Annotated in this window: 25 protein-coding genes and 1 pseudogene; 11 read left to right on the forward strand and 15 right to left on the reverse strand. The window is 71.0% G+C overall.

All coding sequences use genetic code 11. The annotated features are described in order from the left end of the window. The first annotated feature begins 213 nt into the window (after positions 1-213). The gene (locus tag ACIOMQ_RS23125; RefSeq protein WP_402128116.1) at positions 214-1,212 is read left to right on the forward strand and encodes a peptidoglycan-binding protein; all 999 of its coding nucleotides are present in this window, start codon (positions 214-216) and stop codon (positions 1,210-1,212) included. A gap of 48 nt (positions 1,213-1,260) precedes the next feature. On the opposite strand, the gene mmpA is transcribed toward ACIOMQ_RS23125, so the two are convergent. Together mmpA and ACIOMQ_RS23135 are read right to left on the reverse strand one after the other, a co-directional pair. After that, positions 1,261-1,404: a morphogenic membrane protein MmpA gene (mmpA, locus tag ACIOMQ_RS23130; protein WP_362196219.1), complete on the reverse strand. Its 144-nt coding sequence runs from the start codon at positions 1,402-1,404 to the stop codon at positions 1,261-1,263. A 49-nt stretch (positions 1,405-1,453) separates the two neighbouring features. Beyond that, on the reverse strand, positions 1,454-2,131 hold the full coding sequence (locus tag ACIOMQ_RS23135) for an endonuclease V (RefSeq protein ID WP_401265548.1): 678 nt from the start codon (positions 2,129-2,131) through the stop codon (positions 1,454-1,456). Positions 2,132-2,423: 292 nt separating this feature from the next. On the opposite strand from ACIOMQ_RS23135, the gene ACIOMQ_RS23140 reads away from it, so the two are divergent. Continuing rightward, positions 2,424-2,723, forward strand: a complete 300-nt coding sequence (locus ACIOMQ_RS23140; protein WP_362196225.1) for a YciI family protein — start codon at positions 2,424-2,426, stop codon at positions 2,721-2,723. Here ACIOMQ_RS23140 and ACIOMQ_RS23145 read toward each other — a convergent pair. After that, the gene (locus ACIOMQ_RS23145) at positions 2,665-3,870 is read right to left on the reverse strand and encodes a WD40/YVTN/BNR-like repeat-containing protein (protein ID WP_402190132.1); all 1,206 of its coding nucleotides are present in this window, start codon (positions 3,868-3,870) and stop codon (positions 2,665-2,667) included. The genes ACIOMQ_RS23140 and ACIOMQ_RS23145 overlap by 59 nt on opposite strands. Positions 3,871-4,054: 184 nt before the next feature. Here ACIOMQ_RS23145 and ACIOMQ_RS23150 point away from each other — a divergent pair, with 184 nt between their 5' ends. Next, positions 4,055-4,471: an SsgA family sporulation/cell division regulator gene (locus ACIOMQ_RS23150; RefSeq protein WP_362196231.1), complete on the forward strand. Its 417-nt coding sequence runs from the start codon at positions 4,055-4,057 to the stop codon at positions 4,469-4,471. Positions 4,472-4,564: 93 nt separating this feature from the next. Here the strand turns inward: ACIOMQ_RS23150 and ACIOMQ_RS23155 are convergent, their stop codons facing one another. Next, on the reverse strand, positions 4,565-4,969 hold the full coding sequence (locus ACIOMQ_RS23155) for an ATP-binding protein (RefSeq protein ID WP_362196234.1): 405 nt from the start codon (positions 4,967-4,969) through the stop codon (positions 4,565-4,567). A 221-nt stretch (positions 4,970-5,190) separates the two neighbouring features. Between ACIOMQ_RS23155 and ACIOMQ_RS23160 the strand changes: the two genes are divergently transcribed. From ACIOMQ_RS23160 to ACIOMQ_RS23175, 4 genes are all read left to right on the forward strand, one after another. Beyond that, positions 5,191-6,042 carry a Scr1 family TA system antitoxin-like transcriptional regulator gene (locus tag ACIOMQ_RS23160; RefSeq protein WP_362196237.1) on the forward strand — a complete coding sequence of 284 codons (852 nt, stop codon included), beginning with the start codon at positions 5,191-5,193 and terminating at the stop codon, positions 6,040-6,042. A gap of 11 nt (positions 6,043-6,053) precedes the next feature. After that, positions 6,054-6,245 (forward strand): hypothetical protein, encoded by a 192-nt coding sequence (locus ACIOMQ_RS23165; RefSeq protein WP_362196240.1) that lies wholly within the window; start codon positions 6,054-6,056, stop codon positions 6,243-6,245. A 182-nt stretch (positions 6,246-6,427) separates the two neighbouring features. Further along, positions 6,428-8,722 (forward strand): ATP-binding cassette domain-containing protein, encoded by a 2,295-nt coding sequence (locus ACIOMQ_RS23170; protein ID WP_402190136.1) that lies wholly within the window; start codon positions 6,428-6,430, stop codon positions 8,720-8,722. 214 nt (positions 8,723-8,936) lie between these two features. Further along, on the forward strand, positions 8,937-9,911 hold the full coding sequence (locus tag ACIOMQ_RS23175) for an acyl-ACP desaturase (RefSeq protein ID WP_362196246.1): 975 nt from the start codon (positions 8,937-8,939) through the stop codon (positions 9,909-9,911). Between the two features lie 141 nt (positions 9,912-10,052). Here the strand turns inward: ACIOMQ_RS23175 and ACIOMQ_RS23180 are convergent, their stop codons facing one another. From ACIOMQ_RS23180 to ACIOMQ_RS23225, 10 genes are all read right to left on the reverse strand, one after another. Continuing rightward, positions 10,053-10,553, reverse strand: coding sequence for a tetratricopeptide repeat protein (locus ACIOMQ_RS23180; protein WP_362196249.1), 501 nt, complete (start codon positions 10,551-10,553; stop codon positions 10,053-10,055). A 114-nt stretch (positions 10,554-10,667) separates the two neighbouring features. After that, a complete protein-coding gene (locus tag ACIOMQ_RS23185; RefSeq protein WP_362196252.1) occupies positions 10,668-10,922 on the reverse strand; it encodes a WhiB family transcriptional regulator in 255 nt (84 codons plus the stop codon). A gap of 73 nt (positions 10,923-10,995) precedes the next feature. Further along, entirely contained in the window at positions 10,996-11,841 is an 846-nt protein-coding gene (locus tag ACIOMQ_RS23190; protein ID WP_401942520.1) for a VOC family protein, read from the reverse strand. 148 nt (positions 11,842-11,989) lie between these two features. Continuing rightward, positions 11,990-13,063: an LLM class flavin-dependent oxidoreductase gene (locus tag ACIOMQ_RS23195; RefSeq protein ID WP_402190138.1), complete on the reverse strand. Its 1,074-nt coding sequence runs from the start codon at positions 13,061-13,063 to the stop codon at positions 11,990-11,992. Positions 13,064-13,067: 4 nt separating this feature from the next. Continuing rightward, positions 13,068-13,955 carry an ABC transporter substrate-binding protein gene (locus ACIOMQ_RS23200; protein ID WP_401756336.1) on the reverse strand — a complete coding sequence of 296 codons (888 nt, stop codon included), beginning with the start codon at positions 13,953-13,955 and terminating at the stop codon, positions 13,068-13,070. Beyond that, entirely contained in the window at positions 13,956-14,720 is a 765-nt protein-coding gene (locus tag ACIOMQ_RS23205) for an ABC transporter ATP-binding protein (RefSeq protein WP_362196264.1), read from the reverse strand. Further along, positions 14,717-15,547, reverse strand: a complete 831-nt coding sequence (locus tag ACIOMQ_RS23210) for an ABC transporter permease (protein ID WP_362196267.1) — start codon at positions 15,545-15,547, stop codon at positions 14,717-14,719. Before ACIOMQ_RS23210 ends, ACIOMQ_RS23205 begins: the two co-directional genes overlap by 4 nt. Continuing rightward, a complete protein-coding gene (locus ACIOMQ_RS23215) occupies positions 15,544-16,560 on the reverse strand; it encodes an NrtA/SsuA/CpmA family ABC transporter substrate-binding protein (RefSeq protein ID WP_402190141.1) in 1,017 nt (338 codons plus the stop codon). Before ACIOMQ_RS23215 ends, ACIOMQ_RS23210 begins: the two co-directional genes overlap by 4 nt. Then, entirely contained in the window at positions 16,557-17,603 is a 1,047-nt protein-coding gene (locus ACIOMQ_RS23220) for an ABC transporter substrate-binding protein (RefSeq protein ID WP_362196273.1), read from the reverse strand. The genes ACIOMQ_RS23215 and ACIOMQ_RS23220 overlap by 4 nt, the downstream gene beginning before the upstream one ends. A gap of 151 nt (positions 17,604-17,754) precedes the next feature. After that, positions 17,755-17,865: a putative leader peptide gene (locus ACIOMQ_RS23225; RefSeq protein ID WP_362196276.1), complete on the reverse strand. Its 111-nt coding sequence runs from the start codon at positions 17,863-17,865 to the stop codon at positions 17,755-17,757. A 197-nt stretch (positions 17,866-18,062) separates the two neighbouring features. Between ACIOMQ_RS23225 and ACIOMQ_RS23230 the strand changes: the two genes are divergently transcribed. From ACIOMQ_RS23230 to ACIOMQ_RS23240, 3 genes are all read left to right on the forward strand, one after another. Next, the gene (locus ACIOMQ_RS23230; protein WP_401265570.1) at positions 18,063-18,845 is read left to right on the forward strand and encodes an IclR family transcriptional regulator; all 783 of its coding nucleotides are present in this window, start codon (positions 18,063-18,065) and stop codon (positions 18,843-18,845) included. Positions 18,846-18,942: 97 nt separating this feature from the next. Further along, positions 18,943-21,237, forward strand: a complete 2,295-nt coding sequence (locus ACIOMQ_RS23235; protein WP_402190143.1) for a DEAD/DEAH box helicase — start codon at positions 18,943-18,945, stop codon at positions 21,235-21,237. Between the two features lie 188 nt (positions 21,238-21,425). After that, positions 21,426-21,503, forward strand: a complete 78-nt coding sequence (locus ACIOMQ_RS23240; RefSeq protein WP_362197108.1) for a hypothetical protein — start codon at positions 21,426-21,428, stop codon at positions 21,501-21,503. On the opposite strand, the pseudogene ACIOMQ_RS23245 reads toward ACIOMQ_RS23240, so the two are convergent. After that, positions 21,493-22,441 (reverse strand): annotated as a pseudogene (locus tag ACIOMQ_RS23245) (multicopper oxidase domain-containing protein); the annotation flags it as partial. The gene ACIOMQ_RS23240 and the pseudogene ACIOMQ_RS23245 sit on opposite strands and share 11 nt — an antisense overlap. Positions 22,442-22,770: 329 nt before the next feature. Between ACIOMQ_RS23245 and ACIOMQ_RS23250 the strand changes: the two are divergent. Beyond that, positions 22,771-25,266: a ThuA domain-containing protein gene (locus ACIOMQ_RS23250; RefSeq protein ID WP_402190145.1), complete on the forward strand. Its 2,496-nt coding sequence runs from the start codon at positions 22,771-22,773 to the stop codon at positions 25,264-25,266. Positions 25,267-25,325: the final 59 nt, after the last annotated feature.

The following is a 25,325-nucleotide window of genomic DNA, read 5'->3' on the forward strand; positions in this document are numbered from 1 at the left end:
CGTCCGCCGCGAATACGCAGGCAGGAGCACCCCCCTGGAAGGGGTGGGAGCGGGGTGGGTTCGCGGGGCCCGACGGGCCGGCCGCTCTTCAACTGTGCGGCACGGAACGGGGCTTTCACTACGATCTGCGTCCCGCAGGTCGATGCGCCTATGCACCACCACGATGCACGGTTCTGACCTGCGGCTATGCACACAGCAAGGCAGGGAGGAACAATGACGGACAGCAATGTGGCCGACCACGGGGAGCATCCGGGGCGAGCTCTCGCCGAATTACTGAGGAACTGGTGGGAATCGTCCGCGCGCGACGGCCGCGAGAAACCCACCCAGCAGTCCCTCGCCAAGCGGCTGGGGGTCGACCAGACCACCCTGTCGCGCTATCTGAATCCCGCTCACGCGTCCAACGCTCCACGCAGGATCGTCGAGCAGCTGCATTCGGTACTGCGGGCACCCACCGACGACCTGGTCCGGGCGCGCGCCCTGGCCGACGCCGCGGCCGCGGCCCCACCGGCCAGGAAACGCCCCGCGCCCACGCCATCGCCCGGCCCTACGCCCGCCGCGCCCGGACCGGTGGAGACGGTCACCGGCACGCCCGTGTCCGCCGGCCCGGCCGCGGAGCGCAAACCGGCGACCCGTCTGTGGGACCGTTCCCCCGTCGCGTTCCCCACCCTGGCCGTGTCGGCCTTCCTCCTCCTCGTCCTCGGCGGCCTCGCGTGGTGGATGGTTCCGACCATGGGGCAGAGCGATGCCAAGACCACCGCGCAGGTGTCGGACCGTCCGCCGGAGGGCACCGAGTGGCCGCTGGCGCGCAGGGGCAATGTGCTCTGGAAGGCCCGTACCGTGCAGTATCTGCTCCGGGCGAACGGCTTCGACGTGAAGGTCGACGCCGACTACGGACCGGCCACGGCGGAGGCGGTGAAGAAGTTCCAGGCCGCTCACGGCCTCACGGCCGACGGCAAGGTCGGGAAGGACACCTGGCCCCTGCTGATCGTGGCGGTCGACTCGCGTACGTCGGGGCCCGAGGCCGTCACGGCCGTGCAGTACCTGCTTCACCACGCCGGAGTGCCGACCGACAGCACCGGCGCGTACACCCTTTCGACCATGCGGTCGCTGAAGGAGTTCCAGGCGTCCCGGCATCTGCCCGTGACGGGCGTCGGGGACGAGGCCACCTGGCGCGCCCTGCTCAACGCGCAAGGCCCGGACCAGCACAAGTAGCCGCGGCGGCGGAGCCGCGCGCTCTACCGGGCCGGAGCACCCAGGGGGTCAGAGTGCCCAGGCCACCAGCGTGCAGATCATCGAGACGACCCAGGCCGCTCCCGCCAGAATGCCGAGCGTCATCCCCACCGCAACCCGGCGCTGGGCGAGATAGACGGTTCCTGGTCGCGTGGGCGTTCGATGTTTGGTCATGTGTACCAGTCTGCCCGTCGTGATCGGCGGGCGTCATCCGTACAGGTACTCAGACGGTCGCTTCCCGCAGGGCTCGACGGCAGAGCGCGTCGGCCCTGCGCGTGGTCTCCGGCTGGCGGAAATCGCGGGCCAGCAGCAGGGTGTGGGCGCAGGCGTTGTCCAGGCCGGTCCGGTGTCCGACAGAGACGAAGACCGGCTTGACGCCGTCCTGGGTACGCAGCGCCCGGCCCACCTCCTCCTCGCCGTCGAGCAGCGGAGACCAGTCGCCCCGGTGGGGGCCCGGCTGCTCGTAGGAGAAGGTGAACGGGTTCTTGGCGACACCGATCACCGGGAGCCCGGTGAGCACCCCGAGGTGGCTGGCGAGGCCGAAACGACGCGGGTGGGCCAGGCCGTATCCGTCGCAGATCACCAGTCCGGGATCGACCGGCAGGGACTCCAGCGCGGACAGCACCGTCGGGATCTCCCGGAAGGCGAGGAGACCGGGGACGTACGGGAAGGTGATCCGGCCGGCGGCGGTGGCCTCGGCGACCACGTCGAGCGTCGTCCCGTCCAGGACGACCGCTGCCGCCACGACGACGTCGCGCTCGTCGTCGTAGGCGACGTCGACCCCCGTGACCCGGCCGGTGCCGGGCGTCGGCCCGGGTTCGTCGAGCACCACCCGGGAGCGCAGGGTGTCCTGAACGGCTCGGGCTTCGGCCTCGTCGGCGGGCATCGGGAGTGTTGTCATAGTGCCGTCAAGCCTAAGGGCTGTCCCGTAATCCCTGGTGGATCGGCGTGCGGCGTCGGATGCGGTGCATCGCACGGCGGAGGGACGCCCGAATACTGGATGTATTCGGGCGTTCCGGCAACGCGGCAAGGTGCCGTAGCCGTCGTCGCACGCCCGCCAGGGATTACGGGACAGCCCTTGAGGGCTTTCCCGTAAGCAACGGGTACGACGGCCGGCTCGGCGGCGGGGACGGCCGCGGGACCGTGCGGGCACGGCCCGGGTCCGCTCGGCCCCGTCCCGTAGCCTGGCGATCATGTTCGTACTCGAGTTGACCTACACCGCACCCGTCGAGCGTGTCGACGCGCTGCTGCGGGACCATGTCGCCTGGCTGGACACGCAGTACGCGGCCGGAGTGTTCATCGCCTCGGGCCGCAAGAATCCGCGCGACGGCGGGGTGATCCTCGCCGTCGGGGACGACCGCGCGCAGATCGAGCGGATCGTGGCGGAGGATCCGTTCACGGAACACGGCGTGTGCACCTACCGGGTCACGGAGTTCATCGCGACGAAGACCTCGGACGAACTCGCCCCGTACCGCGAGCAGTTGCCCGGGTAGCGGTCACGCGTACCCGGGCCCACCACCTCGATCGACCGCCCGGCCCGCTCAGAAGCCCGCGCGCCACGCGTCCGTTCTCGCCCGCCGCCCAGCAGCCGCCGTCCGGTGTGCAGTCGACGGTGTCGTACGACCCCGTGTCCACCGTGCGCCAGGTGCGGCCGCCGTCCGTGGTGAGGTCCGTGCCGGTCGGGCCGACCGCGAGCGCGCCCGACCTGCTGTGCGGCAGCCAGGCAACGCCCGAACGATAGGCGGTCGGCGGGTTGGCGGACCGCTGCCAGTTGCGGCCCGCGTCGTCCGTCACCGCCGCGGCGTTCGGCGACGGCAGGCCGGCCCGGTAGTCGCCGCCGACGGCGATGCCGTGGTGCCGGTCGCGGAAGGCCAGACCGAAGACGCCGCGCGCCGGGTCGCCGGCCGGGATCGTCGTAGCGGTCGCGGTCCAGGTCAGCCCGCGGTCGGCGGAGTGCAGCACCCGTGCGGTGGCAGCGCCTCCGGTCGCCAGCCAGACGTCCTTGGGACCCGATGCGACCAGGCACTGGCCGCTGGCGGCGAACCCCGCCTCACCGGCCTGGGCATCCGGCATGCCCGCGGCGGGCAGCACCCGCCAGCTGCGGCCGCCGTCCGCGGTCGACAGGATGCGGTACTTCCCGTCGACGGGATCGCTCATCGCGAGTCCGTGCCGGCTGTCGAAGAAGGTGAGGCAGTCGTAGAAGGCGCGGGCGTCGGTGTTGCGGAACGACTCCGTCCAGGTGCCGCCTCCGTCGTCCGTGCGGAAGACTCTGGACGCCTCGCCCTCCCCGACGGCCAGGGCCACCGCGCGCCGGCCGTCGAATGCCTCGATGTCGCGGAACTCCAGCCCCTCCTGAGCCGCACCGGGAGGTGACACATCGCGCCAGTGGCGGCCGCCGTCAGAGGTGCGCAGCACGGTCCCCTCGGAGCCCGCGACCCAGGCGGTGCGACGGCTGACGGCGGCAAGGCCGCGGAAACGGGCGTCGGTTCCTGTCCCGGTGAGCGTCCAGGCCGGCCGTTCGCCGGGCCGGTGCCGCTCCCCCGGTGCCGCCGCGGCTGCCGGTGTGGCCAGTGTCGCGGTCAGCGCCGCCACACAGAGCCCCCATGACATCAGTCGTCTCATCTTTCCCATGGCTCTCATGGCGCTGGAAGCTAGCCCACCCGTCGCGCTCCGTCCAGGGTGTACCGGCTTGCAGCGGGCACACGATCGGTGCGGCGGCGTGCGGTGATGCACCTCACGCCCCTCCCCGGTGCACGGATGAGGGAGTTCCGTCGTCTCCTTCAGTGCCGGGAACCGTTCGTCTGGCCGAGAAAGGGAGCAGGTCTTGTCCACCGATATCGAGCAGTCCGTGCAGGCCCGCATGGTCGCCTCCGCGCCGCGGATGGAGACCCTTCCTGCCACCCTGCAGTACGACCGGAGGGATCCGTTCGCCGTGCGCATGGCGTTCCCCGCGACGGCGACCCTGGAAGGCACCGATGTGTCCTGGGAGTTCTCCCGCGAACTGCTCGCGGCGGGAGTGGAGGGAGCCGCCGGTGTCGGCGACGTACGTATCAGGCCGTTCGGTTACAACCGTACGGTCCTGGAGTTCCATGCCACCGAGGGAATCGCGATGGTGCATGTCCGCACCGCGGAATTGCGCCGCTTCCTGGAGCGTGCGCAGGAACTGGTGCCGGCCGGCGACGAGCACCGGTTCCTGGATCTCGACCGGAGCCTGACCGATCTGCTCGGCGGGGCCTGCTGACCGGGCGTGGGGCGGGGGCGTTTGTTCGTGGTCGCATCAGGGCCGCGGAGAGACGCGCGGGAGTGTGAGCGTCGCGGGACGGTCCGTGGTGGGTCACCGATGGAGTAAGGCCCAGGTCTTGCAGCCGCCGGACGGGGTGAGCGCGGGGGTCAGCCCCCAGTCCCCGCCGTACGAATCGACCGTGGCCGCCAGCAGCCACATGCTCTCGCTGCGGCGCTCACGGCATTCCTCGGACTTCGCGGCCGAACCGTGCGACGGGTGCTGGTCGTAGAGGATGATGCGCAGCGCGTCGAACTGCCAGTGGACCCGCAGCAGCATTTCCCGGTCCGGGGTGAACCGGTAGGCGGAGGCGACGAGTTCGGAGGCGGCGAGGACGGCCGGTTCACGGAGTTCCGCGAGACCGTGCCGGGTGAGGAGTTCCCCCACGGCACTGCGTGCGAGGCCGGCGCAGAAGGCGCCGCCCGGCAGCGCGAACGAGTAGCTGAGGTTGTCCGCCACCGGCGGGTGGGGTCCGGCTGGTGCGAGAGCCGGGAGACAACGCAGTGCGCCCTTCATCAAGATGCCCACATTTCCGGTATTTGTGTTAACGATCACACATAGGCATGGTCGCCCCGTGTGAGACTTGCGCTACCGACCGTAGCGCACACTGGAGCACAGTGCTACTACTTGTGTGGTTCCGGTCATTTCGCTCAACCTCCACCCTCGGAAGGACATTTGCCGTGCCGCCCAGAAGCACCCCGACCGCCCGGCAGCAGCGTCTCGGGTACGAACTGCGCAAGCTGCGCGAGCAGTCGGGAATGTCGGCACAGCAGGCCGCCGCACTGCTGGGCGTCGACCGCACCCGCATCCCGAACATCGAGTCGGGCCGGTTCGGCATCAGCGCCGAGCGGGTCCGCACCCTTGCCTTCAACTACGGCTGCCCGGACACCGGTCTGGTCGATCTGCTCGCCGAGATGGCTCAGGAGCGGGCCAGGGGCTGGTGGGAGGAGCATCGCGGGCTACTGCTTCCCGGACTCCTCGACATCGCTGAACTGGAGTACCACGCAGCGGAGTTGATAACCTCTACCACCACGCACATCCCCGGTCTGCTGCAGACCGAGGAGCATGCACGCGCGGTTTTCGACACGGCCGATCCGCAGCTGCCCGGGCCCGATCTGCTGGCCCGGCTCTCCCTGCGGCTGCGCCGCCGGGAGGTGCTGAAGCGGGACCGGCCACCGCTGTACGAGTCGTTGATCCACGAGGCGGCCCTGCGCATGCAGTTCGGCGGCCCCAAGGTGGCCAGGGCCCAACTGGACCACATCGTCGACCAGTCCGAGCGGGACCGGATCACGGTCCGGGTGATCCCGTTCACCGCCGGCGGTTTCCCGGGCGCCGGGCAGTCGTTCACCTATGTGGGCGCCGCGGTGCCGCAGCTCGACACCGTGCAGCTCGATTCCTCGCACGGTTCGATGCTGCTGGACTCCGACATGCAACTGCGCCGGTACCGGGGCCTGCTGGATCGGCTGCGCACGCTCGCGCTGCCGGTCGAGGAATCGCGCGGCCTCATCCGATCCATAGCCCAGGACCTCTGAGGAGAGAGACCATGACCGACATCTGCTGGGACGAGGCCTTCTGCAGCGAGGGCGCCAACTGCTTCCGCTTCGGACTCGACGACCAGGGCAAGGCGTACATCGGCTCCACCACGGACACCGGCGCCTACGTCAGCGACTCCATGGAAGCGCTGCGGGCACTGATCTCCGCCGTGAAAGCGGGCGCGGCGGACCATCTGCTCTGACCGTCCGGCCCGGCCGTGCACCGCGCCCCCGTACGCGTCTGCTCCGAGCACGCCGACAGCTCTGAGCGCTCTGCCGACGGGGGCCGGCTCCGGACCGGCCCCGTTCCTCCGCCCGCAGAGGACCCCGGTCTCCCGGAAAATCCAGACAGGGGCTGTCCGGTATCGCGGTTAGCTTCGGGCGCATGGATCGGAAAGCGAACCGGAGCATCGTCATCACCGGGGCACGCGCGAACAATCTGCGCGAGGTCTCCCTCAGCGTCCCCAAGGGGCGGATCACCGTCTTCACCGGAGTCTCCGGGTCGGGCAAGTCGTCGATCGTCTTCGGCACCATCGCCGTGGAATCGCAGCGGCAGCTGAACGAGACCTTCACCTGGTTCATCCGGAACCGGCTGCCGAAGTACGAACGGCCCCCCGTCGACTCCATCGACGACCTCTCGGTGGCGATCGTCGTGGATCAGAAGCCGCTCGGCGGCAACGTCCGTTCCACCGTCGGCACGATGACCGACATCTGGTCGGTGATCCGGGTGCTGTTCTCGCGGTACGGGACGCCGAGCGCGGGCCCGGCGACGGCGTACTCCTTCAACGACCCCGGCGGGATGTGCCCGGAGTGCGACGGTGTGGGGCGCACGGTCCGCCTCGACATCGACCGGGCGATCGACGTCACGAAGTCGCTCAACGAGGGCGCGCTGCTGCTGCCGGGCCTGTCGGTGGGCAGCTGGGAGTGGCAGCTGTACGCCGGATCGGGGCGCTTCGACAACGACAGGCCGCTCGCGGAGTTCACCGAGGAGGAGCTCCACCTCCTCTTGTACGGAGGGGGCTTCACGGTACGGCTGCAGCTGAAGTCGGCCTCGGCCGACATGCGGTTCGAGGGGATCGCCGAACGGTTCACCCGGCTCTACCTGAAACGGGACACCGAGGCGCTCTCCGAGCGGCGGCGCGAGGCCGCCCGGCGGTTCACGACCGAGTCGGTGTGCGCGACCTGCGACGGTGCCCGGCTGAACGCGGCCGCGCTCGCCACCCGGATCGGCGGCCTCTCCGTGGCCGACTACGGGCGGATGGAGGCCGCCGACCTGGTGGACGTCCTGGCCGGGATCGACGATCCGGTGGCCGGTCCGATCGCCTCGGCCGCCCGCGAGCGACTGGAGCGGCTGGTGGGCATCGGCCTCGGCTACCTCAGCCTGGACCGGGAGACCACCACGCTGTCGGGCGGCGAGGGGCAGCGGCTGAAGATGGTCCGGCATCTGGGCAGTTCACTGACCGGCCTGACGTTCGTCTTCGACGAGCCGAGCGTGGGGCTGCATCCGCGCGACGTCAGCAGGCTGAACGATCTCCTGGTACGGCTGCGCGACCGGGGCAACACCGTCATCGTCGTCGAGCACGACCCGGACGTGATCGCCGTCGCGGACCACGTCGTCGACATGGGTCCGAGGGCGGGCGCGGACGGCGGACACGTCGTGTTCGAGGGCCCGGTGGACCGGTTGCGCCGGGCGGACACCCTCACCGGCCGGTGTCTGCGCCGCCGGACACCGCTCAAGGAGGCCGTCCGCTCCCCCACCGGGCGCATGCCGGTGACCGGCGCTGCACTGCACAACCTCAAGGACGTGGACGTGGCGTTTCCCGAGGGTGTGCTGACGGTGGTGACCGGGGTGGCCGGATCCGGCAAGTCCACACTCGTCTCCCGGGTGTTCACCGCGGCGTACCCGGAGGCGGTGGTCATCGACCAGGGGGCGATCACCGCGTCGTCCCGCTCCACCCCCGCCTCGTACATCGGCGCGCTGGACTCCATCCGCAAGACCTTCGCCCGGGAGAACAACGTCGAGCCGGGTCTGTTCAGCTTCAACTCGTCAGGGGCGTGCGGGCATTGCCAGGGGCGTGGGGTCATCCACACGGATCTCGCGTTCATGGACCCGGTGACCACCACCTGCCAGGCGTGCGAGGGGCGGCGCTTCCACGACGACGTGCTGAAGCACCGGGTCGGCGGTGCGTCCATCGTCGACGTCCTGGAGACGACGGCCGCTCGGGCGGCCGGGCTCTTCCACGACCGGGCACTGCTGCGGAAGCTGCACACGCTCGACGAGGTCGGTCTGACCTATCTGACGCTCGGGCAACCGCTCAGCACGCTCTCCGGCGGTGAGCGCCAGCGCATCAAGCTCGCCACACAGCTGCATCGGACGGGGAGTGTGTACGTGCTGGACGAGCCGACGACCGGTCTGCACATGGCGGACACCGGCACGCTCGTCGATCTGCTGGACCGGCTGGTCGACGCGGGCAACAGCGTGATCTGCGTGGAGCACAACCTCGATGTGCTCAAGCGCGCCGACTGGGTGATCGACCTGGGCCCCGAGGGTGGCAGAAACGGCGGCGCGCTGGTCTTCGAGGGGACACCGGCGGCACTGCTCGGTCACCGCACCTCGTTCACGGCCGAGTACCTGCGCCGCGATCTGGGTCCGGGGAGCCGCCCCGACGACGGGTCATGACAGCGTTCTCGGCTCCGTACCGGTGGATCCAAGAAGTGACGAACACCCGGCAGCGGGCCGGACCGGTGCCACCACACCTCCTTCACCTGCGCACATAACGTTACGTAATCGGGCATCCCGGCGGCGGGCTTGGCGGTGGGCTTACCGCCGCTTTAACCTACGGTCTCGTAACCTACGTATCCGTAGGTAATTCTCCCGTCCCCAGGAGTCCCCCGTGACGATCACCGCTCCCCACCTCGGCAGTCCGAAGGCGTGGACCGACGCCCAGCTGCTGTACGCCCTGGAAGAGGTGGTGGAGAAGGAGCTCAACCGCCATCTCAAGGTCGCGAAGGACTGGATGCCCCACGAGTACGTGCCGTTCTCCGACGGGCGGAACTTCCCGGGCGTCTTCGAGGACGGTGAGGCCTGGCAGGCCGACCAGTCCAAGGTCACCGACATCGGCAAGGTCGCGCTGGTCGTGAATCTGCTGACGGAGGACAACCTCCCCAGCTACCACCACGAGATCGCCTCCCTCTTCGGCCGTGACGGCGCCTGGGGCACCTGGGTACACCGCTGGACCGCCGAGGAGGGCCGGCACGGCATCGTGATGCGCGACTACCTGCTCACCTCGCGCGCCGTCGACCCGGACAAGCTGGAGCAGTTCCGGATGGCGCACATGGCGGAGGGCTTCGAGTCCGACAACCGTCACTCGATGCTGCACTCCGTGGCGTATGTCGCCTTCCAGGAGCTGGCCACCCGCGTCTCGCACCGCAACACCGGCCACCAGTCGGGCGACCCGGTCTGCGACCGCATGCTGGCGCGCATCGCGACCGACGAGAACCTGCACATGGTCTTCTACCGCAATCTCCTCGGCGCGGCCTTCGAGCTGGCCCCGGACCTGACGATGCAGGCCGTGCGCGATGTCGTCGTCAACTTCCGGATGCCCGGTCACGGCATGCCGGGCTTCGAGCGGGCCGCCGCGCAGATGGCGATCGGCGAGATCTACAACATGCGCATCCACCACGACGACGTGATCCAGCCCGTGCTGCGCTACCTGAAGGTCCTCGACATCGACGGCCTGGGCCCCGACGGGCTGAAGGCTCAGGAGGAACTGGGCCTGTACATGGGCGGTCTGGACAGCGAGGCGTCGAAGTTCGACGAGAAGCTCGCTGCCCGCAAGGCACGGATGGCGGCGCGCGCCCGCGCCTGAAGCCCGGCCGTCGCCGGCCGCCGGACGGGACACTGCTCCGCAGGCCTGCCCGGCGGCCGGGAGTCCGTCCGGGCCACGGGACGACGGCGCCCCGGGGCCCGTCCGGCGGCCCGCCGCCGGGGCCGGGCGCCCCGCGCCGGGTCACATCGTCGCGTGCAGGTCCTGTGCGTAGTGGTCGATCGCCTTTCGGTACTGCCGCACATGGGGGTCCTCGCTGGTGGCGGCGAGCAGTCTCAGCAACAGCTGCGTGGACTCATGGTGCTCGCCGGTGTTGAAGAGGGCCATGGCGAGAAACGCCCGCAGCGCGCCGTCGTCGGGAAACCGCTCGACGCCGTCGCGCAGGACCTCGACGGCCTTCTCGTACTGCCCGAGCACCCGATGGGTGCTCCCGAGGCCGAGCAGGGCACCCCGGCGGTCCTCCTGAGACAGCCCGGTCCCGCCGAGGCAGCGTTCGTAGAACGGCACGGCCTCGGCCTCCAGACCGAGCACATCATGGGCCCAGGCGGTCTGGTAGGCCACTTCCGCGTCCGCGGGGAAGGCCGCGGAGAGGGCGAGCAGTTGCTGCCGGGCCTCCTCCGGGCGGCCATCGGTGCGCAGCCGCACGGCTGTCGCGAGCAGGGTGTCTCTGTCGTGATCGGTCATGCGGGCATTGTCCCAGGCCGGCGCAGGCCCGTCCGGCTGCGGGGGCGCCGCCCGGCGCCTCGGCGTGCGCCCCGCGCCGGACGGGCCGAAGCGCGTCGCACGGGCAGGAGGTGTTCAGGCCCGCGCGCGACCGGTTCTGCGCAGCCGCTCCCGCTCCTTCTCCGAGAGTCCGCCCCACACGCCGAACCGCTCGTCGTTGGCGAGGGCGTACTCCAGGCAGGCTTCGCGCCCCTCGCAGGCGTTGCAGAGCTGTTTGGCCTCACGGGTGGAGCTGCCGGGGGCGGGAAAGAAGAACTCGGGCCCCGCCTGTGCGCACAGCGCCGTCTCCTGCCAGGCGAGCGCGGGGTCGGCCGCGGTGTTGATCAGCATGGCACCCACAGTGCCCGGTCGCGATAAACGACTGATCAACGCTCCATCAATGCGGCGCGCCGATGACTTCCGGTCAGCTCTGCGGCGGCTGCGTCCCTGTCGGCCGCTCCCTCGACGGCCGCGCTCCCAACGGCCGCGCACTCTTGATCAGGACGAATTCCACGCCGTCCGGATCGGTGACATCGGCGAACCCGCCGACGCCTTGCCTCTCCACCGGCCGCCGCGTCAGCCTGCCGCCCAGCCGCTCCACGTCCGCGACGGCCGCGTCGCAGTCGTCGACCTCGAAGCAGGGCAGCCAGTGCGGTTCGGCAACCGCCCCGGCCGCACGGGCGCTGAGCGGAACCAGACCGCCGAAGCTCACTTCCTCACCGCCGTCCCGGGTCCGGATCACCGTGTACGAACCGCCGCCTCCCGGAAGCGGTGTCAGCCCGGTCTCCCAGCCGAACACGGCGCCGTAGAACGCGGCGGCCGCGGGGACGTCAAGGGTGTGCAGCTCGGCCCAGCACAGGGAGCCCGCGACACCCGCGGCGCCGGGGCCCGGACTCCGCTTCGGCTGCCGGACCCCGAAGAACGCCCCTGCCCGGTCCTTGAAACCGGCCACCGTGCCGAAGTCCAGGACGTCCGTCGGGGCGCACGGGACACTGCCGCCGGCCTGCTCCACGGCCCTCGCCGCGGCGTGGGCGTCCGGCGACCGGAAGTACACCGACCAGGACGGCTTCGCCTGTTCCCCGGTGACCGCCCGCACTCCCCCGGCCGTCTTCCCGTCCAGCGTGAACACCCCGTACCCGCCGGTCTCCGGGCCGCCGGCCCGGTACTCCCAGCCGAGGAGACCGGTGTAGAACGCGATGGCCCCGTCGAGGTCGGGCGTGCCCAGACCGATCCAGTCGGGCGCTCCGGCGACACCACGGGTGGTGAGCATGGCGTGCTCCTTCGGCGAGGCCCGTTCTCCCGGTGCAGGCGTGTCATTCCTGACGCTCCGAGTCTTGCACCGGGCACCGGCGACCGCAGCCCGCACGGTGGGCGGGTGGCGCCGCTGTACGCCGTACGGGGAGGACGTCCGCCGCTTCTCAGCCCTTCGCCCCCAGCGCCGGGAGCACCGTCTCCGCCACCCGGTAGGCCTCTTCCAGCAGTGGATTCCCGGAGAGGATGAAGGTGTCGACGCCCAGGTCCTCGAACTCCTTGAGGCGCTCGACGACCTGGGCCGTCGAGCCGACGACCGCGGTGCCGGGGCCGGGGCGGAAGAGGCTCATGCCCGGCCACATGTTGGGGTACACCTCCAGTTCCCGTGCGCGGGCGGGGACCTTGCCGCCGTGCTGGCGGAACTGCCGCTGCCAGCCCACGCCGTCCGCTCCCGCCCGGTCGCCCAGCTGTCGGGCGTACGTCGCGTCGCTCGTGACGTCGAGGAGCCGGTCGGCTGCCGCCCATGCCTCGTCCTGCGTGTCGCGGACGATGAGGTGGAGGCGCAGCCCGATCCTCAGCGTGCGGCCGTGGGCGGCGGCGCGTGCCCTGACCCTCGCCAGCTTCTCCTTGAGCAGGTGTGGAGGTTCGCCCCAGGTCAGGAAGACGTCGACGTGCTCGGCCGCCATCTCGATACCTGGGTCGGAGGAGCCGCCGAACCAGAGCGGGATGTGCGGTTCCTGGACCGGTTTCAGCTCCCCGAAGGACGCGCCCGCGTTCTTCAGGTCGTAGAAGCGGCCCTTGTGGTCGAAGACTTCGCCCGCGGTCAGCCGCTTGACGATCGACCAGTACTCGGCGCTCAGCTCGTACCGTTCGTCGTGCTCCACGTGGAGTCCGTACTCCTGGAGGGACTTGGTGGAGCCGTTGACGACATTGAAGCGGAGCCGGCCGCCGAAGAGGGTGTCGAAGCTGAGGGCCATCTTGGCGAGCAGGGTGGGCGGGATCAGACCGGGGTGGACGGCCAGCAGGGGCTTGAACGCGGTGCTGGTGGAGGCGGCCAGCGCGCTGCCGAGCGGCCAGACGTCGTACAGGTCGGTGGCCAGCAGCGCACCGCTGTAGCCGAGGCGTTCGACCGCACCGGCGAGCTGGGCGAGGTAGCCGAGATCCACCGGGCGCCGCCCTTCGGGCTCCCAGGGGTAGGCGCCCTCACGCGGGATGATGTACCAGAGGACTTCGGTCGCCATGTCGTCACGCCGCCTTGTCCGCGGCGGCGCCGGCCAGGGCGTGGGCGACGGTGACCGGCCGGTCGATGAAGCCGGTGCGGTGGAAGATGTCGGCCGCTTCCTGCTGCTCGGCGACGAAGGCGTCGGTGACGGGTTCGATCTTCCAGGGCAGGGCGCGCAGCGCGGTCTCCCAGTCGTCGGCGGACCCGCCGAGGTCGGCGGCGGCGATCTCGGCGGCCCGGCGGGGGTGGGCGGCCGCCCAGTCGTCGGCGCGCCGCAGAGCGCGGGTGAGCGCCTCGATGATCTCGGGGCGGCTCTCGGCCAGGTCGCGGCGGGCGAAGAAGACGGATCGGTCGGTGATGACGTCGCCGGTACGGACCAGGGTGCGCAGCCCTCCGGTGCGGCGGGCCGCGGCCAGCTGGGCGCCCTGGGCGACCCAGGCGGCGATGGCGCCGGTGCGGAGCAGTTCCTCGCTGTCGTCGCCGCTGCGGGCGGCGGTGATGTCGTCGGCGTAGGAGAGCCCGGCGTCGTCGAGCGCCTTGGCGATCAGATGGGTCTGCCAGGAGCCGATCGCGAGGTGGACGGTGGTGCCCTTGAGGCCGGCGACGGTACGCACGGGGCTGTCCTCGGGGACGAGGAGCGCGCCGTGTTCGGGGCGCGGGGCGGAGACCGCGGTGTACACGATGTCGTGGCCGGCTGCCTGGGCGGTGACCGGCGGGGTGGAGCCGGTGCCGCCGAAGTCGATGACGCCCCGGCTGAGGAGTTCGCCGGTGCGGACGCCGTTGGTGTACGGGTGGAAGACGACGCTCTCGCCGAGTGGGGCCAGCTCTTCCTGAGCGAGGCCGAGCCGGGAGAGGTGGTACAGGTGGTAGAGGGACGGGTTGCTGCTGTGCACACCGATGGTGATGGTCATTCAGATCACTCCGACTTCGGTACGTTCGGGGGCCGTTGGGGGATGCGAGGGATGCGGGGCCGTCTCGACCCCGAGGTCGTCGAGGAGGCGTCGGCGCAGGGCCGCGAACGCGGGGTCGCCCGGGTCGCGCGGGCGGCCGACGGTGACGGGCTGGTCCGTGATGAGCCGGCCGTCGCGCAGGACGGCGACCCGGTCGGCGAGGCGTATCGCCTCGTCCACGTCATGGGTGACGAGGAGGACGGCGGGCCGGTGGTTGCGGCACAGCTCCCCCACCAGGTCCTGCATCTTCAGTCGGGTCAGGGCGTCGAGTGCGGCGAACGGCTCGTCCAGCAGCAGCAGTTCGGGCTCCCGGACCAGGGCGCGGGCGAGCGCGACCCGTTGGGCCTCGCCGCCGGAGAGGGTGGTGGGCCAGGCGTCGGCGTGCCGCTCCAGACCGACTTCGGCCAGGGCCCGCAGCCCGTGCTCGGAGCGGCTGCGGGGCAGGGCCACCGTCACGTTGGCGAGCACCTTCTTCGACGGTACGAGCCGGGGCTCCTGGAAGACGACGGTGCGGGCGCGGGGGACGAGGACCTCGCCCTCGTCGGCGCCGTCGAGCGCGCCCAGGATGCGCAGCAGGGTCGTCTTGCCGCTTCCGCTGGCGCCGAGCAGGGCGACGAACTCGCCTTGTGCGATGTCGAGTCGGAGGCCGTCGAGCACGGCACGGTCGCCGAAGACGCGGCGCAGTCCCCGTACCCGAACGGCTGTCTGTGTCGTCTCCTGGGTCATCGGGTGGCTCCCTGCGGGGTGCGCCAGGGCATCAGCACGCGTTCCAGCAGCCGTACGACGATGTCGGCGGTGAGTCCGAGCAGTCCGTAGACGAGGATGCAGACGGCGAGGACGTCGGTGCGGGCGTAACTCTGCGCCTGGGACATCAGATAGCCGATCCCTGCCGTGGCGTTGATCTCCTCGGCGGCGATCAGGGCGATCACGCTGAGTGTCATGGAGAGCCGCAGCCCGGCGAGCAGCGACGGCAGGGCTCCGGGCAGCACGACTTCGCGCACGAGGGCGAGCCGGCCCATGCCGAAGCTGCGCATGGCTTCGATGAGTCCGGGGTCGGTGTTGCGCACCCCGCTCGACGTCGAGACGTACATCGGGAAGGTGGTGGCGACGGCGATGAGCAGGATCTTCGCGGTCTCGTTGATCCCGAACCAGACCATGAACAGGGGCACGAGGGAGAGGAACGGGATGGTGCGCAGGGTCTGGAGGGAGGAGTCGAGGAGTTCGTCGCCGAGGCGGGTGAATCCGGTGGTGATGCCGAGGGTCAGCCCGGCGGCGAGCCCGATGAGGAGGCCGAGTCCGGAGCGGGTGAGGGAGGTGGTGAGCGCGTCGGGCAGTTGCCCGTTGCCCCACAACTCCCCGACCGCGCGGAGCACTTCGGTGGGCGAGGCCAGTACGTCTGGGGTGAGGAGTCCGGTGGCGGATGCCGCCCACCACAGGACGAGGAGGGCGACGGGGCCGAGCGCCCGGACGGTGAGGGAGCAGGCCCGGCTGCGTGCCCTGCGCCGCGGGGGGCGTGGCCGGACGAGGCCCGGACGGAGGGTGGCGTCGCTCATTTCAGCTTCTCGATGTCGAGAAGGTGGGCGGCGACGTCGACCTCGGCCGTGGTGACCCGCTGCTCGGCGTAGAAGGCGGCGACGGCCTTGAAACGCTTGATGTCCTCGGGTCCGATGGGGCCGACCGTGCCGCCCTTGCGGGTGAAGTCGATCTGGACCTGCTCGGCTTTCCCGGTGACGGCGGTCGGCCCGGCGTCCGTGAAGACGTTCAGGTAGGCGGCCGGGTTCTGTTTCTCCTTGGCGCTGGCGTCGCGGAGGTACTGGTACAGCGCCTTCACCACCTTCGGGTGCTGCTCGGCGAAGCCGGTGCGTACGGCGTTGAGGCTGTAGTTCTCGGAGCCGATCGCGGCACCGTCGGCGACGAAGTGCGCTGTCCCCGTGCCGATTTCGGCGACGGCGTAGGTGGCCCAGACGGCCCAGGCGTCGACCTTGCCCGCGTTGAAGACGGCGGCCGTCTGGTCGGGCCGCAGATACACCCGCTCGACCTTGTCGGCGGGGATGTTAGCCCGGGCGAGAGCCTTGAGCAGCAGGTACTCGCCGGTGCCGCCCTGGTTGACGGCGACTTTCCTGCCGACCAGATCGGCGACCGATGCGATACCGGAGCCGTTCTTGACGAGGATGCCCTCGCCCGCCGCGTCGGGGTCGACCGCGGTGAAGAACTTGAAGCCGGGGCGCTGGGCGAGCGAGGTGATGCCGGAGGTGAGGGAGCCGGTGGCGATGTCGAGCTGGTCGGCGTTCATCGCCTGGGCGGCGGGGGCGAACGGCCCGGCGCTGCCGGTCCACCGCACCTTGGCGCCGGCCTTCGCGAGCGCCTTGTCGAGGCTGCCGTCCTTCTTGCCGACGGCGAGCACACCGGAGTTGCCGGGGTCGGGGATGCGGATGACCACCGGGGCACCGGAACCGCCGCCGGCGCCGTCGGCCTCGGAGGTGCCGCAGCCGGTCAGGGCGAGGAGTGCGGTGGCCGTGAGGAGCGCGGGGGCGAGGGCCGTGCGCGGGGGCTGGGGAAGGGTCATGGTGTCGGGGTCCTCGTGGCTCGGGAGGCGGGAAGCGGGGAGACGGCGGGGCGGGCGCCGGCGAGTGCGGCGGCGCGGCGCAGCGGCTCGGGGTCGGCCCAGGCCGTGACGTCGACGGGGTCGGGGAGGAAGCCGTGGGCGCGCAGCCCGGCCTCCTGCTCGGCGAGGAGGGCGAGGCGTTCCGCGGAGAGGTCGGGGTGGAGGGTGAGATGGGTGCCCGGCCGGTAGGCCCCGGCGACCCCTTCGGCGCCCGCGCCGGTCTCGGCGCCGAGGATGCGGGCGACCTCGCCGGGCTGTCCGGCGGCCCAGTCGGCGGCCCTGAGCAGGACGGCGAGGAAGCGGTCGACGAGGCCGGGATGGTCGTCGAGGAGGTGCTGGTGGACGGTGATGGGGCGCGGGGTGCCGTTGTTGATGCGGAACCGGCGGCCGGGCAGGTCGTCGATTTCCACGGCGACCTCGGCGCCCGCCCGCCGTGCGGCCTCGACGGCGAGTGCGCCCTTCACATACACGGCGTCGACGTCACCGCGCCGCAGCGCCGCCAGTTCGGCGGCCCACTGGCCCCGGTGTTCCGCGGCGGGTACGTCGACGAGCGTGGCGTCGTCCAGTGCGAGTCCGGCACTGGCGAGGACGCCCTCGAAGCCGCGCAGTGCCATGGCCCGCCAGAAGTCGATGGCGATGTCGTGTGCGGGAACGGCGAGCCGCAGCCCGCGCAGGGCGTCGGCGCCCCGGACGCCGGAGCCGGGCCGGACCAGTACGGTCTGCCGTTCCTCGATCCAGGTGAGACCGATCAGCCGGGTCCGCTCGCCGCGCGAACGGGCCCACAGCGCGGGGACGTTGCCGCCTTCGCGGAAGAGTCCTGGCAGGGCGTGGGTGAAGTGGGCGGCCCGGTCCGCGTCGGGCGCGGCGTCCTGGAGGGAACGCACCGTGATGCCGTCGGGGGCGAACTCTTCGGTGAGCCACTGCCGGTCGGCGGCGATGCCGGTCGCGGTGGGTACGGGACAGCGGGTGAACCAGAGGGTCCGGGGCAGGACGGCAGGCGTCATGGAGTCTTCCCGAGGGGTCGGCGAAGCAGGTGGAGTGGTGGCCCGTGACACGTGTGTCAGAGGTGGGCGCACCGTGTACGGCCCAGAGCTCCCCGGGCCGCGGCGGAAACACGGCGGCAGGCGGGAGGAAGGAGCCGGGAAGGGGAGGGGGTCAGCGACAGGCGGCGCTGGAGACCCGCGCCAGGTCGATGTGACGGCGCAGCGTCAGAGCGAGCAGGACCGGAGCGGTGCGGGCGGGGGTCACGGTTCGGCAGCCGGCCACGGCACTGCTCCCTTCTGCTCGTCGGTGCTGACGTGCAGAGCCTGCCACGGACGCACAGCGACTCACAACTCGCTTCCCATGATGTGGGATTGAGTGTGAATGGAGTGTTTCAGGGCCGTGTTTCCCTGCTTCTCGACTCCCGTAATGTGGCAATCGCCTGGACCGCCATCCCCCTCACGAGCGGAGAGTGACCCGATATGACCGAGGCCGCGACGGTGCGTGCTCCCGGCGGAGCGCAGGCGGTACGGCGCGCCCTGGACGTCCTGCACTGCTTCCATGACAACGGCCCCGATCTCAGCGCCTCCGACCTCGCCCGCCGCCTCGGACTGTCGGTCTCCACGGCACACCGGCTGGCCCGCACCCTGCTCGGCGCGGGCTTCCTGGAGCAGGACGCCCGTACGTCCCGCTACCGGCTCGGCCCCGCCGTGACCGAGCTGGGCCGGCTCTCGTACCACCAGCGCGGTCTGCATCTGGCCGCCCCGGAGCTGACCGACCTGGCCGAGCGCACGGGCGCCACCGCCGACCTGGCGCTGCGCAGCGGCCCCCACGCGGTGATCGTCGCCGGTGGTTCGGTCACTCCGAAGGTGGGGCTGCGCAGGCCGCTGCACTCCACCGCGCTCGGCAAGGTGCTGCTGGCCTGGGCCCGGCCCGGCGAGGGCGGGCCCTCCTCGCTCCCTCCGCTCCCCGCGTTCACCGACCGCACGATCGTCGAACCGGCCGCGCTGGAGGCCGAATTGGCGAAGGTGCGGTCCGACGCGTACGCGCTCAACGACGGCGAGTCGGCGCACGGGGTGCGCACCCTGGCGGTCCCGGTGCTGGACGGCGGCGGGTACGCGCGCTTCGCTCTCGCGGTCCGGGCCACGCCGTCCGTGATCACGGACGCGCGCATCGAGTGGTTCCTCTCGCAGGCCCGCTCCTGCGCGCGGGCGCTGGAGGTCCTGCTGCTCTCCCCGGCGGAACGCCGACCCCCCACGGGCTGAGCCGGAGGCACTGTCCGCGCCGCGTGGCACGATATGAATCGCCCGGGGCAGGCGCCGGGCGGGAGTGCAGCCCGGCTGCACGGACAGAGGGACGTACATGACAGAGGCCGGACCGACGGAGGTCCGGGCGCCCACGGGAAGGGCGGCCCGGGAACTGCTGGCGCAGGCCGAGCGGCTGCTGGAGACGGCGCGCACGGTGCTGACCGATCACGCCCGCGCCGTCGACGCGGTGCACGCCGCGCTGTCGCCGCTGCTCGACTCCCTCATCCGTCGTGAACTGTCGGCCATCCCGGTCTCCAGGCTCAAGGACGTCACCGAGGGCAGACTGCGGCTGGGCGCGGTCGAGCAGGCCGGCTTCACGACCGTGGGTCAGGTCCACGAGGCGAACCGCTACGAGCTCCGCCAGATCCCCGGCGTCGGCGCGCAGACGGCCGACCAGGCACTGGCCGCGGCCGGGCAGATCGCCCACGCGGTACGGGACACGGTCGCGGTCCGGATAGACGTGGACACCCCGGACGAATCCACGACCGCGCTGCTCACCGCCTTGCACCGGCTGGTCGAGGCCGGCCCCGACGTCCGCCGGGCCGTGGACGCGGCGGGCCGGCTCGTCGGTCGCCTCGATCCCCTCGTGGCCGCCGCGGGACCCGCGCGGGGACGGCTGCGCATGCTGTTCGCCCGGCACCGGAGCCGCGCCCAGGCGCTGGAGGCCGTCGCCTCGGTTCAGGCCGCCGTCGCCGAGGCGGCCGCACGCGAGCTTCCCCTGCTGTTCGGGCAGGTGTCGGTCGATCTGCTGCGGGCCCCGGAGTCGGACCTCGCGGCGTGGGTCGACTTCGAGGTGCGGTCCGCCGAGTACTACAGCCTGCTGGCCGAGATGTCGGGCACCGGCCCCGACCGGGACGCGGCGGAGGGGTTCCTGCCCTCCGGGATCGCGGACCGGGTGCGCGGTCTGCGGCTGGACGACGCCCATCTGCGGGTCTCCCTGCGCGGCTACCAGTCGTTCGGCGCACGGTTCGCGCTCGCGCAGAAGCGGGTGATCCTCGGCGACGAGATGGGGCTCGGCAAGACCGTCCAGGCCATCGCCGCGCTCGCGCACCTCTCGGCACGGGGCGAGACGCACTTCCTGGTGGTCTGCCCGGCGAGCGTACTGATCAACTGGGCGCGCGAGGTCCGGGCCCGCTCGACCCTGCGCGCGCTTCCGGTGCACGGGCCGGAGCGGCAGGGCGCCTTCGCAGAGTGGCGCGAGAGCGGCGGGGTCGCGCTCACCACGTTCGACGCCCTGCACACCCTGCCGGCCCCCCGGGACTGCGGCATGAGGCCCGGCATGCTGGTGGTCGACGAGGCCCACTACGTCAAGAACCCCGAGACCCGCCGCTCCCGGGCGGTGTCCGGCTGGACGCAACGCACCGAGCGCGTGCTGTTCCTGACCGGTACGCCGATGGAGAACCGGGTCGAGGAGTTCCGCAGCCTCGTCCGCCATCTCCAGCCCGAACTGGCCCCGTCGATCCACACCACCCACGGGGCGGCCGGATCGCACGCGTTCCGCAGGGCCGTCGCCCCGGCCTACCTGCGACGCAACCAGGCGGATGTGCTGACCGAACTCCCGGCGCTGGTGCAGGTCGACGAGTGGGAGGCGTTCAGCGCGGACGATCTCGACGCCTACCGCGAGGCGGTGGGCGCCGGGCAGTTCATGCGGATGCGCCGGGCCGCGTACGACCGGCCCGCGACGTCCGCGAAGCTCAACCGGCTGCGCGAGCTGGTCTCCGAGGCCGCGGACACCGGTCTCAAGGTCGTCGTGTTCTCGTACTTCCGCGAGGTGCTCCGCACGGTCGAACAGGCCCTGGGGGCGGGCGTGTTCGGCCCGCTCTCCGGAAGCCTCCCGGCCGCCCGCCGCCAGGAGATGATCGACGGGTTCGGTGCCGTCGACGGCCATGCCGTCCTGCTGAGCCAGATCCAGGCGGGCGGTGTCGGGCTGAACATGCAGGCCGCTTCGGTGGTCATCATCTGCGAGCCGCAGATCAAGCCGACGATGGAGCATCAGGCGGTGGCCCGCGCCCATCGGATGGGGCAGATACGGACGGTCCGGGTGCACCGGCTCCTCGCGGCCGACAGCGTCGACGAGCGGATGCTGAACATCCTGGCCCGCAAGGAGCGGCTCTTCGACCTGTACGCACGGCGCAGCGACGTCGCCGAGACGACGCCGGACGCGGTGGATGTGTCGGACGGGGCTCTCGCCCGGCGCATCGTCGAGGAGGAACAGCTGCGCCTCGCGACCGGGGCGGCCGGAGCCGCCGGGGCGGTCGGAGCGGCCGGGGCGGTCGGAGCCGCCGGGGCGGTCGGAGCCGCCGGGGCGGTCGGAGCCGCCGGGGCGGTCGGAGCGGCGCCGGAGACCTGACGGGTCAGGACTTGTGCGCCGCCGGATCGTGGGCTGCCGGGTCCTTCGCCGTACCGCCGGGAGCGCTGTTCCCCGACGCCGTCTTGTCGGGAGCCGCCCCACCCGGAGCCGTCCCACCCGAGGGCGTCTCCCCCGGAGCCGTCTTGCCGGGCGCGGTCTTGTCCGGAGCCGTCTTGCCGGGCGCGGTCTTGTCCGGCGCGGTCTTGTCCGGAGCCGTCTTGTCCGGCGCGGTCTTGTCGTGCGTCATCTTGGCGTTCGGGTCGTAGCCCGGTACGGTGCCGTCGGCCTTGGCGACCAGCAGCAGCCCGGCCATGCCCATGTCGGAATGGCTCTGCACATGGCAGTGGTACATCCAGGCGCCCGCCCCCACGTGTTCACCCGCGATGACCTGGAAGCCGAAGGAGTCCGCGGGACCGACGGTCTTCGTGTCGACGACGCGGCTCGGATCGTCCGGGCCGGTCAGCAGGCCGGTCCGGTTGTCCGCCCAGCGATGACCGTGGATGTGGAACGTGTGGAAGTAGTCGCCGTGCGTGATCATGACCACTTCGAGCCGGTCCCCCACCGTGGCGTGGAAGTCGGGGGCCTGGTGGGCCGCCTTGTTGTTGATCGTCATGTCGTTGAAGACGATCGTGATCGTCTTGTCCGGCAGGATGTCGCCCTTGCGACGGACGATCAACGGGCCGTAGAGGCCCTTCCGGATTCCGCCGGTGCCGTGGTCCGTACCGACGACGTGGTCGTGGTAGTGCCAGTAGCCCGCGCTGCCCTGCTGCCAGGTGCCGTCCGTGCGACGGCCCGCCGGGTGGGTGCGCCAGGTGTAGGTGCGGGTGCCGCCCGGCTCGACGATGCTCTTGTTCAGCCGGGTGCCGTCGCTCGCGATGTCGTAGTCGACGCCGTGGGGGTGCAGGCTGACCGGCACATCCATCGTGTTCTCGAACTCGATGTGCAGGGTGTCGCCCTCATTGATCTCGATGACGGGACCGGGGATCGATGCCTTGCCCTTCTCCAGGCCGTATCCCATCTGACCGTCGGCCAGCTTCTCCGCGTACAGCTTGAGATGGCGGACGATGCCTCCTGCCGGGGCGGTCCTGGGTGGGGGTTCCGCCGAGCTGGCCTCGATCGTACCGAGAGACAACGATGTCACGCCGGTCGCGGCCGCCACCCCGCCGCCCACCAGGAACCGCCGGTTGAAGCTCCTTCTGTCCATGATGAACTCCCCACTGCACTAAGGAATTTACGGAGTTTTGCGAACATGCCCGGATCGCGGGGACTGCCCGGATCACGGGAACTGCCAGGTCGCGGAGACTGCGGGACTGCGGAGATACGGAGGTTACGGCGATCGCGGCGGCTTCAGAGGTTGCCGGGGTTGGCGAGGCGCGGGTGCCCCCCGGACGGCCCACACCGTAGCCGGGGGATCTTCGTTTATCCACACCCAGGACAAAGTTCGTGCCATTGCTGCCATAGCTATTGGCGAGCCGCGAAAAGAGGTCTAGCTTCATCCGCTGTTGCAGTGACCAAAGAGGGGTGGGTGACCACATGCAGCGCACACCACATCACAGGTCCAGATCGCGACGCGGACTCGCGGCGGCCCTGGCGGCCGGCGCACTGACCGCTTCCCTGCTCGGCGGCAACGCCGCCAGCGCCAGGCCCTATCCGGAACCGGGGCCGCGCAGTGTGGCGACAACGTTGTCCCTGCCGTCGCCGCCCGGCGGCGCCGATGTCAAGGTGCTGGTGTTCCACGCCTCCGCCACCGAGGAGTCCCCGACCGTCGACGCCGGGATCGCGGCCATCGAGAAAATCGGGCTCACCGGGCCGGAGGCCGGTCGGTTCAGGACCGTCGCCACCGACGACCCGGCCGTCTTCACCAACGGCAAGCAGCTCGGCAGGTACAACGCCGTCGTCTTCCTGACCGGTGGCGGCGATGTGCTCGACCCCGAGCAGGAGGCCGGCCTGGAGGCGTACATGGAGGCGGGCGGCGGCTTCCTCGGCATCCACGACGCGGCGCGCACCGAGCCGTACTCGGACTGGTTCACCGGTCTGGTCGGGGCCCGTCCGGCGGCCGGCAGCCCGACCGGCGTACAGCGTGCGACGGTCGAGGTCGGGGACCGGCAGCATCCGGCGACCAGGAACCTCCCGCTGGAGTGGAAGCGTCCCGACACCTGGCTGAACTGGACGGAGAATCCGTCCGGTGATGTGCACACCGTGGCCCGCGTCCGGGAGACCACGTACAAGCCCGGCGCGAGTGCCAACGGCTGGGACCATCCGGTCTCCTGGTGCCGCGACTACGACGGCGGCAGGTCCTTCTACACGGCGATGGGCGGTACGGTCGACAGCTTCGCGGAGACCGACTTCCGCGACCATCTGCGCGGCGCGCTGGACTGGACGACGCGGATCTCGCAGGCCGACTGCAAGGCCACGATCGACGCCAACTACCGGGCCGAACGCGTCACCCAGCCCAATCAGCCGGGCCTGAACGACCAGATCGGCGAGCCGCACGGGCTGGTCGTCGCCCCGGACGGACGGGTGCTGTACATCGGGCGCGGCGGCGCCGACAGCAGCAGGCCGGTCGTCACCGACTGGAACGACCCGGACGTCGGCAAGGGTCTGGGACAGATCCACGTCTACGACCCGAAGACGAAGAAGGTGACCCTCGCCGGGGAGCTGACGATCTTCGGCAACAAGGGCGGCGGCGACGAGCTGATCAAGGTCGAGGAGGGGCTGCTCGGCATCGAGCTGGACCCGGACTTCGAGAAGAACGGCTGGGTGTATCTGCACTACACCCCGCACTCGAAGCTGGACCGCGACAAGCAGATGGCGGTACGTCAGGTCTCCCGCTTCACCCTGGACCTGTCCACGAACAAGCTGGATCTGTCCTCGGAGAAGGTGCTGCTGCACTGGCCCGTCCAGGTCCACAGCTGCTGCCACGCGGGCGGCGGAATGGCCTGGGACTCCCAGGGCAATCTGTACATCGCGACCGGTGACAACAACTCCTCCGGTTTCAGCGACGGCTACTCCGGCAACAACCCGGCGCCGAACTACAGGGGCGTCTCGTTCGCCGATGCCCGGCGCACCGCGGGCAACACGAACAACCTCAACGGGAAGATCCTGCGGATCCACCCCGAGGACGACGGCACGTACACACTGCCCGAGGGCAATCTCTTCACCGGCAAGGAGCCGGACGAGGGCGGCGGCAGGACCCGCGGCGAGATCTATGTGATGGGGGTCCGCAATCCGGCCCGCATCTCCATCGACAAGTCGACCGACACCCTGTACGCGGGCTGGGTCGGCCCCGACGCGGGCTCGCCCTCCACCACCTGGGGTCCGGCGAAGTACGACACCTTCGCCGCGATCACCAAGGCGGGCAACCACGGCTGGCCGTACTGCATGGGCAACAAGCAGCCCTACCGGGACCGCAATCTGCCCGACCCGGGCAAGCCGCTCGGCTGGTACGACTGCGACCACCCCAGGAACGAGTCGCCGAACAACGACGGCCTGGTGAACCTGCCGCCCATCACCTCCAACACCATCTGGTACTCCCCGCAGGGCGGTGGCGTGGACTACCCGCGCGACGCCAACGGCATCCCGAGCTACAAGGTGGAGGAGCAGAAGCAGCTGCTGCCGTGGCTCAAGGGCGGCGGTCAGGCCACGATGAACGGCCCGGTCTACCGGTACGACGCGGCGAGCACCAGTGCCGACAAGTGGCCCTCCTACTGGGACGGCAAGTGGTTCGTCGGTGACTTCTACGACGACACCCAGCCGCGGCACGCCGTGCTCACCGACCCGAAGACGGTCGGCAAGGGCGGTCTGCCCACGCACGCCGAGTCCCTGAGGAAGATCATCCCGGTCGGCGCGGACGGCATCCGCAACCTGATGGACTGGAAGTTCGCCCCGGACGGCTCGCTGTACGTCCTGGACTACGGGCGCGGCTTCTTCACCTCCGACTCCAAGTCCGCGCTGTGGCGTGTGACGTACAAGGGCGGCGGTCCGACCCCGGCCGCCGAGGACCTGGCCAGGAAGGCGGCAGTGCGGTGAGACACCGTTCGATCTTCTCGCGGCAGCGGTACCGGCCCGTCCGGTTGTGGCTCGCGCTG

This window comes from Streptomyces sp. NPDC087845 (genome assembly GCF_044742755.1).
GTDB lineage: Bacteria > Actinomycetota > Actinomycetes > Streptomycetales > Streptomycetaceae > Streptomyces.